8 protein-coding genes and 2 pseudogenes are annotated in these 7,530 nt (G+C 61.8%); 3 read left to right on the forward strand and 7 right to left on the reverse strand.

Annotated features, from left to right (window positions below; translation table 11 throughout):
- Positions 1-229: 229 nt before the first annotated feature.
- The gene (locus AU465_RS16750) at positions 230-796 is read right to left on the reverse strand and encodes an NnrU family protein (RefSeq protein WP_192249800.1); all 567 of its coding nucleotides are present in this window, start codon (positions 794-796) and stop codon (positions 230-232) included.
- 436 nt (positions 797-1,232) lie between these two features.
- On the opposite strand from AU465_RS16750, the gene AU465_RS16755 reads away from it, so the two are divergent.
- Both AU465_RS16755 and AU465_RS16760 read left to right on the forward strand, forming a co-directional pair.
- On the forward strand, positions 1,233-1,466 hold the full coding sequence (locus AU465_RS16755) for an AbrB/MazE/SpoVT family DNA-binding domain-containing protein (protein WP_192249803.1): 234 nt from the start codon (positions 1,233-1,235) through the stop codon (positions 1,464-1,466).
- Positions 1,463-1,867 carry a type II toxin-antitoxin system VapC family toxin gene (locus tag AU465_RS16760; protein WP_192249805.1) on the forward strand — a complete coding sequence of 135 codons (405 nt, stop codon included), beginning with the start codon at positions 1,463-1,465 and terminating at the stop codon, positions 1,865-1,867. The genes AU465_RS16755 and AU465_RS16760 overlap by 4 nt, the downstream gene beginning before the upstream one ends.
- A gap of 38 nt (positions 1,868-1,905) precedes the next feature.
- On the opposite strand, the pseudogene AU465_RS36600 reads toward AU465_RS16760, so the two are convergent.
- Positions 1,906-2,079 (reverse strand): annotated as a pseudogene (locus AU465_RS36600) (integrase); the annotation flags it as partial.
- A 188-nt stretch (positions 2,080-2,267) separates the two neighbouring features.
- Between AU465_RS36600 and AU465_RS16765 the strand changes: the two are divergent.
- Positions 2,268-2,536: pseudogene (locus tag AU465_RS16765) on the forward strand (DUF1403 family protein); the annotation flags it as partial.
- Positions 2,537-2,891: 355 nt separating this feature from the next.
- Here AU465_RS16765 and AU465_RS16770 read toward each other — a convergent pair.
- The 5 genes from AU465_RS16770 to AU465_RS16790 form a co-directional block, all read right to left on the reverse strand.
- On the reverse strand, positions 2,892-3,260 hold the full coding sequence (locus tag AU465_RS16770) for a 3-keto-5-aminohexanoate cleavage protein (protein WP_192249827.1): 369 nt from the start codon (positions 3,258-3,260) through the stop codon (positions 2,892-2,894).
- Positions 3,245-3,709 (reverse strand): EF-hand domain-containing protein, encoded by a 465-nt coding sequence (locus tag AU465_RS16775; protein WP_192249807.1) that lies wholly within the window; start codon positions 3,707-3,709, stop codon positions 3,245-3,247. Before AU465_RS16775 ends, AU465_RS16770 begins: the two co-directional genes overlap by 16 nt.
- 512 nt (positions 3,710-4,221) lie before the next feature.
- A complete protein-coding gene (locus AU465_RS16780) occupies positions 4,222-4,893 on the reverse strand; it encodes an ABC transporter ATP-binding protein (RefSeq protein WP_192249809.1) in 672 nt (223 codons plus the stop codon).
- The gene (locus AU465_RS16785; RefSeq protein ID WP_192249811.1) at positions 4,890-6,131 is read right to left on the reverse strand and encodes an ABC transporter permease; all 1,242 of its coding nucleotides are present in this window, start codon (positions 6,129-6,131) and stop codon (positions 4,890-4,892) included. The genes AU465_RS16780 and AU465_RS16785 overlap by 4 nt, the downstream gene beginning before the upstream one ends.
- 6 nt (positions 6,132-6,137) lie before the next feature.
- Positions 6,138-7,145 (reverse strand): efflux RND transporter periplasmic adaptor subunit, encoded by a 1,008-nt coding sequence (locus AU465_RS16790; protein ID WP_192249813.1) that lies wholly within the window; start codon positions 7,143-7,145, stop codon positions 6,138-6,140.
- Positions 7,146-7,530: the final 385 nt, after the last annotated feature.

The following is a 7,530-nucleotide window of genomic DNA, read 5'->3' on the forward strand; positions in this document are numbered from 1 at the left end:
CGCATTCGCTCCGGTAATTGTATCCCGTACCGCTGGTGTTTGCAGCGTCGCAAGGCGCGATCCGAGCCGAACCGCAACGTTGCCGGCTGGAGCCCGTCTATGGATCAAAATTCTGATGTCCCGACCTTATGCCAAGCATTGGTTCACTGTGGCGTCTGCGAGGCGCTCGATCCGCGGCAACTGGTGGGATTCGCCAGGCATCTCGAAGGCGCGCCGTCGCTGCGGACGTTCAAGCGAAGGGCGAGACTCCGAACAGCCAGCCGTGCAGCCAGAGCCCGAATAATGCGAAAGCCACCAAGCCGATTCCCACAGCAATCAGGTCGCTAAGCGGTCGCACGACCGCGGGTGCCGGATCCCCGCGTGGAATGACGGCAATGAGATCGACAATCGCGTAAACCAGAAACGCTCCGAAGACTAGGAGCGAGGCAAGGTCGCCATTGGCAAGGAGGTGGCCGATGGCCCAAAGGATGATGCCCATCAGCATCGGGTGCTTCAGCCGATGCTTGATTGAACCCGCGGGCAAGTAAGCGGCTGCCACAAAGACGAATGCGGCGAGCAGCAACACCGACGCGACTTGGCTGCCCCAATAGGGCGGCTCGTAGATCTCAGGCGCATTGGGCCGATAAAGACTCCAGCCCCAGACGATCAGCACGAAGCCAATGATCGATAGGAGCGAATAAAGCCCCTTCCAGCGTCGCTCGTTTGTGGCGATTTGCGCATCACGAAAGCCGCCGGCGGCGATCCGAACAGCATGGATTCCGAAGAAGATCACGAGGCCGAAAACCAGGACTAGCATAACACATGGCACGGCACAGCGGCATCGCCTGCGCGCAGGTTCTTCGCGTTCAGCACGGAACCGCCCCGGTGAATGCCTGTGGCGTGGTATGCTTCTTCGCGTTCAGCACGGAACCGCCCCGGTGAATGCCTGTGGCGTGGTATGCCTGCGAGGTCCCGCACCGTTACTATCCATCCCGGTTATTATCGTCCGTAGTCTGCGGACGGTTCGCTCGATATCAGCGATGCGCGCTGCGGTAGCCATGTTCCGATCACTCCGCGGCGATATCGACAACCACGGCCGCACCGGCAATGAGGCCGGACTGGCGCACGCGGGTCGATCCGGTTCTTGACCGAGGAGAGATTGGAACTCCGCACTGACGATCTCTCAGGTAACCGGGTTGAAAGTTGACCTTCTATGTAATACCTATTTGGAATACGGTATTACAGGAGCAAACATGACCACCACAGTCACAGCCAAGGGACAGGTGACCATTCCGAAGCCGGTACGTGATCTTCTCGGCATCGTTCCTGGGAGCAAGGTTGATTTCCGTCGCGCCGCCGATGGCAGCGTGGTGCTTGCGCGTGCTGACAAGAAGCAGCCGGCGAGTCGCTTCGCCAAATTGCGTGGCCATGCCGGCAAGGGGCTCAATACCGACGCGATCATGGCGCTCACTCGTGGTGAATCGTGACGCTTGTCGACACCAACGTTCTCCTCGATCTTGTCACCGACGACCCGAAGTGGGCGGACTGGTCACTTTCTCAGCTTGAAGCAGCGAGCCTCGATGGGCCCTTGCTGATCAACGACGCAGTTTATGCTGAGCTTGCTGTTCGCTATGAACGCATCGAGCACCTTGAGGCGTTTGTCGACGGGGCGGGGCTCGAAATGGCTTCGATACCGCGCGCCGCCCTGTTTCTGGCGGGCAAGGTCTTTACACAATATCGGCGGGCCGGTGGATCGAGGACCGGTGTGCTGCCCGACTTCTTCATTGGTGCGCATGCGGCTGTCGCCCAGCTGCCGCTGCTGACGCGCGATGTAAGGCGCTACCGGACGTACTTTCCGCCATTGAAACTGATTGCGCCGAATATGTGAGCCGCCGCAGCGGCAGGGGAGGGGCCTTCTGCCAGCGCTTAAAGCCCAGACGCCTTGGTGAGATTGACCCTAAACCGGTCGCGACGGCGCTGACATTTGCGCGTCATTTCCGCCGACGCATGGCCGAGCTGTTTTTGCACGTAGCGTGCAACCCCGCGGCCGTGGAAGCCCAGGCCAGATCGTAACGAGTGCCCGGCAAAGAGCTCCCTCCGGCAGATCGCCGCGCACGTCGCCGGGCATGTTGTCCAGCAGCTCGGTGAGTTCGCGGCGCGCAATCATCCTGGCAATTATGGAGTGCAGTTCCAATTTTGCGAGGAAGAAGCGTAGCTCGACCTTTTGAAAGGCCCGCGCAGGGGGCGTTAGAGTCCGCTCGCCTTGGTGAGATTGACCCGGAACCGGGCTGGTTCAAGCGGCGGCCGATGCCTGCCGGCTGGCCGGCGAGTTGTCGCGCCGCGCCGAAAAACTCCTGGCTCTGTGGCGCCGAAACTGCGCGCCAAGGGCGCCGGCGAAGTGATTTTTCTGCTGCTCAACCAAGACGCCGTCTCGGGCTCGCTGACGACGAAAAACCTGTCGCGCTTTGCGGCGCGACGCCTGTTCGAGCGCCTCCAACAACTTGATGCCGCGCGCGAGCACTCCGGGCGCACCACCTTCCGGCTGTTCGGGCTCTAGCACGGGCAGCGATTAGCATAGCCGACCTAGCAGAGCATGCGATGATCGAGTTCGACGGGATCATGCAGGACCATCGCGTGACGAAAATGGCTGCCGGTCGCGATTCCGAATGAGCGGATCGTCAGCCGCAACAATAGTATGTTGGGCACCTATCTGTGGTGAAGGCAGGGGTTGGGATCGATCCGCTGCCAACCACGCTGGGCGACGCTGGAGAAGCGCTCGTTCAGGTCCTTCCGCCGGTAGTAGGTCTCACGCGAAGCGTATTGGCTCAGGCATCGGACCTGCGCAAGACGCCTCGCATCGCACTCGCGGACGAGGACTTGGATTCGCACGAGTCCCAACGCGCCTGTGAGTGTCAAGTATTCCAGTCGTGGCGCAGCGAGGCGGCAGTCTGGATTCGCCGTCCAAAGCCCCGCAGCAGTTGCGCGACAGTGTCGACCAGGGACGCATTCGTGGAGGCCATTGAACCGTCCGGCAGGAGAAGATTGTTCTCGAAGCCGACGCGAATATCTCCACCGAGCAACGCTCCCGCTGACACGCAGGCAGCCTCGTCGCGACCGAAGGCGCAGACCATGAAGGAGCGGAAGCGCGGAACGCCGGGAGAAAGAAACGGCAGCAGATCCGTTGGGCTCGATTGCTGTGATGCCGTATAGCGGCCAAGGACACGGCCGTTACTCCTTGATGCGTGCAGCCGATCGGCTTGCCCGGCTACTCTCGCATGAATGTCTGCACTTCCTCGGGCGTGACTTTGCCGTCCTTATTGACGTCCACTTTGTCGAAGATTCGCTTTTCGACGGTCGTCAATTCGTCGAAAGAAATCCCACCATCCTCGTTCGTATCGATGATGGCGAACATGATTTTCATCATGTGGCTACGCATGGCCATCATCGGCATGCCGCTCATCATCCTGGGCTGCATCATATCTCCCATCATTCCTTGCCCCATCATGCCCTGGCCCATCATTCCTGGAGACATCATGCCTCCTTGACCGGGCTGTGCACCCTGGTCTTGTCCCGTCGTATCCCCAGGCTCAGCGGGGGGCGTGGTTTGTGTGATCTGCGTATCGGCATGATGCGGGTCGGAGGCCGCCGTTTGGGCCATGGCGCCGCTCGTCGCGCCGATGGCAATGATGGCGGCTAGCGCTGTTGCGCGTGGCAGTGCAGTCGATGTCATAGCATCCTCCTTGCATTTTTCGACTTCCGTGAGCGCGGCGTGTATTCGACGCGGGAAGCCGGCAAACCGCCAGTCGCGGTGGAATTCCAATATAGGCCGACGGCGGCGTGGCGCATTTGCGCGAGATCAACTGTCCCCGCCGCACGAGCCTCGATCTGCCATCGTCATGTGCCTGCTTCGAGGACGGGTCTAGACCAGCCATCGCGACATCGCCTTCAGCTTGTGGCCGATCTCGTGCGTGGCGAAAACATCGAATATGCTGGCCTGGACGGTGCGTTCTTGGCACATTGTCGGCTCCGGCGGTGGCAGGAATTTGGACTCAGTTGCATGATCCAAGATACCTGAAACCGCCGGGTCTTGCTCGCGCAAAGCTACGATTCATGGCACAAAATCAATCACTTACCGTTTGTGAACGGAAACTAGACTAGCGTAAGCAGTGTTCCGGCCGGCGGCGTGGTAGCCAATCGACCCTCAAGAGTACGCTCACGCAGCACCGACCCAGGGCAAAGCCTTCACTCTATCTTGCCGTCTACAATTTGGATCCGGCGGTCCATGCGCGCGGCCATGTCGAGGTCATGCGTTACCGCAACGACCGTCTTGCCGCGTTCGCGCACCAAATTCTCCAGGATCGCGAATACCTGTTCCGAGCTCTTCGAATCGAGGCTTCCGGTAGGCTCGTCGGCAAGGATCAGGGGCGGATCATTGGCAAGTGAACGGGCCACGGCCACACGCTGGCGCTGACCGCCCGAGAGCTGGTCCGGCCGTTTGTCGAGATGCTCGCCGAGCCCCAGCGACGCAAGCAATTCGCCGGCCTGCTCATGCATGGCTGGCCGCGCAAGCCGGCCGAGCTTGCGCATCGGTATCTCGACATTCTCGCGCGCCGTGAATTCCGGCAGAAGAAAGTGGAACTGGAACACGAAGCCGAGCATCGACAGCCGCGTTGCCGCGCGCTCCCGCTCGTCCATCGGATAGGTATCGCGCCCGCCAATGCTGAGCGTTCCGCCAGTCGGACGGTCGAGCAGTCCGAGTAGATAGAGCAGTGACGATTTGCCGGAGCCCGACGGCCCGGTGATGGCGACGAACTCCCCTTCCTCGATCGAAAGCGTGACGTCCTTGACCAGGGTGACGGGAATGGTTTCCGGCAGCACGCGCGTGAGATTCTCGGTCTTGATCAGCACGCTCACGACGCACCCCTGATGATATCGACGGGGTTCTGCCGCGCCGCGCGGCGTGCCGGCAGGTAACCGGCCACCGCAGCCGAGCCGATCGCGAAGGCAGACGCGATGACATAGTGCAGCACGCTCCAGGCGATCGGCAGATGCGTCATCTCCTGTCCGGTCGCCGCAATCTCGAACCGCACCAGGGAGAGGCCATAGACCATGAAGAAGCCGAGCAGCCACCCGAACGCGGAGCCGGCGCTCCCGATCGCCACGCCTTCGAGCAGGAACAGTCGGCGCATGTCGCCCTCCGGGAAGCCGAGCGACTTCATGATGGCGATGTCGCGGGCCTTCTCGTGCGTGATGGTGGAAATGATGTTGTAGATGCCGAAGCCGGCAACGAGCATGATCGCCCCGACGACGGTGTACATGATGATATTGCGGATGACGAGGGCCTGGAGAATGGACTCGTTCGCCTCCTGCCAGGCCACGGCCTTGTAGCCCAGCTCGGCCTCGGCGCGATGCGCAACCGCCGGAGCACGGTTCGGATCGTTCAGCTTGATGCGAATCTCGTTGATGGCGTTCGGTCGCTCCGAAAGAATCTGCGCGTTCTTCAAGAGCACATACGCCTCGCCTTCGTCGCGGGCGGTGGTGCCGGTGTGAAAGAGGCCGACGATCTTGAAGTTGCGCGTCAGCCCTTCAGAGGAGACCACCGTTATCGTATCGCCGAATCTCGTGCCGAGTCGCTTTGCCATCGTGTCGCCGATGAGCACGTTGTTGCCGCCTGCCGCGAGGGCGTTGAAGCTGCCCTGAACGAAATCCTCCACGATCGGCGACACGCCGGGCTCGCGTTCAGGGTCGATGCCGATGATGGTCGCGCCTACCTCGCGGCTGGAATAGCGGATCACGCCCTGCGTCTTGAGGCTCGTCGCGAACCGCCCGGGAATCCAACTCGCCAGCCACGCGGTCGCGGCTGTCGGATTGATGATGCCGCGGCGGTCGTCGCGCGGCCTGAGCCCCGAAATGGCGACCGCGTTGAAGACGTCTTCGGCCGGCTGGCGGCGGGCCGTGCGCTGGTCATCGGTGATGTCGACATGCGGCATTGTGTCGACGAGTTGCCGTACGAAATCATCCTGTCCGCCCTGCATCAGCGCCGCCATGGCGATTGAGAATCCGACGCCGACTGCGACGCCGAGCACGGCAACGAGCGTCTGCCGGCCTCGGCCGGCGATGTGCGTGATGGCGATGTCGAGAATAAGCCGCATCGAACCTCACCTCTGCGCCGCCGCGATCGTCACGCGCGCGCCGTCAGCAACCCCGTTCGGGTAGGGCGAGACGACTTGTGCCCGCGCATCGATGCCCGACAGGACCTCGATGCCGTTGGTACCGCGAATGCCGGTGCGGATTTTGCGCCGCCGTGCCGCGTCGCCCTCGACGACGAAGATACTGTTGCCTTCGATAGCCACCGACGGGACCAGCAGGACATTCTTCGAGACTCGGATGACGATGTTGACGTCGGTCGACATGCCGATCCTGAGCGGCGTATCGTCCGGCAGTCGGAAATAGACGCGATAGGTCTTCGTCACCGGATCGCCTTTCGGTGTGATGCGATCGACAACGGCCTCCAGATTCTGCCCGGTAAAGGCATCTGCCCTGAGCAGTGTGCGCTGGCCGACCTGGACCCGCGGGATGTCCTCCTCATTGACCTCGGCGACCACGACAAGCGGCTTCGGCTCGCCGACCCAAAACAGCACCGTGCCGAGCTCGGCAACCTCTCCCACCTCGCCGTCCTGCCTCAGCACGACGCCAGGGCTCGGTGCACGCAATATGTAGGTTTCCAGGCGCGCCTTCTGCCCGGCCACGAGCGCCTCGACCTGGGATAACTCGCTCTGCGCCCGATCGAGAGCCTGCTGGCTCGCCGCATTCTTCTCAGCAAGCACGCTTTGGCGTTGGAACTCCTGCTCTGCAAGAGCTCGCCTTGCTTCAAGCTCTCCCAGAGCCGCGCGGACCTCGCTGTCGTCGAGCCGGGCGAGCACGTCGCCTCGCGCGACCCTTGCTCCTTCGCAGTTGCATTGCTCGACGATCCTCTCGCGCACAACCGGAGCCACCTTGGCCCAGCTATTCGGCTCGACCGAGCCGCTCGCATAGACGATCTCAGCGGCGTCGCCGCGCCAGGGCGTCACGATTGAGACAGGCGTCGCCCGCAGCAGATACCAGGCCGTTCCCCCGACCACGGCCGCTGCGACGACAATTCCCGCAATCGAGCCTCTCACCCGCATGGAGCGCTCCCTTGATGCCGGACGCCAAAATGCTGAAAATGGCCAAGTCCATAAAGCATTGCATGATGATTGTGACCAAAGCCAAGGGCAAAACCTACTTGGTCGACACGTCGATCAAGTAGGGCCAGGCCGAATGTGAAGAATTGCAATGTGAGCCGGACGCAGGAAATCCGCCGGCTTAGCCGCTGGCGACATCGACGTGAACCTTGCGGACCTGCCATCACAACCGCATGCCGATATCATTGTGAAAGGCAGCCGCGACACCGAATACGGCCACAAACGGCCTTCTTCGCCTCGCCGCGACCGCCGTATGATCTCCCGGCACATATGAGCACTGCGCTCAGCAGACGGACGCCATAAGCTCCGGTTCCCCGCGAGCGAAAGG

This window comes from Mesorhizobium silamurunense (assembly GCF_014843905.1).
In the GTDB taxonomy this organism is placed as follows: domain Bacteria; phylum Pseudomonadota; class Alphaproteobacteria; order Rhizobiales; family Rhizobiaceae; genus Mesorhizobium; species Mesorhizobium silamurunense.

Coding starts and splice junctions, on each gene's coding strand:
- AU465_RS16750 (WP_192249800.1), bottom strand. CDS start 796: ATGCTAGTCCTGGTTTTCGGCCTCGTGATCTTCTTCGGAATCCATGCT.
- AU465_RS16755 (WP_192249803.1), top strand. CDS start 1,233: ATGACCACCACAGTCACAGCCAAGGGACAGGTGACCATTCCGAAGCCG.
- AU465_RS16775 (WP_192249807.1), bottom strand. CDS start 3,709: ATGACATCGACTGCACTGCCACGCGCAACAGCGCTAGCCGCCATCATT.
- AU465_RS16785 (WP_192249811.1), bottom strand. CDS start 6,131: ATGCGGCTTATTCTCGACATCGCCATCACGCACATCGCCGGCCGAGGC.
- AU465_RS16790 (WP_192249813.1), bottom strand. CDS start 7,145: ATGCGGGTGAGAGGCTCGATTGCGGGAATTGTCGTCGCAGCGGCCGTG.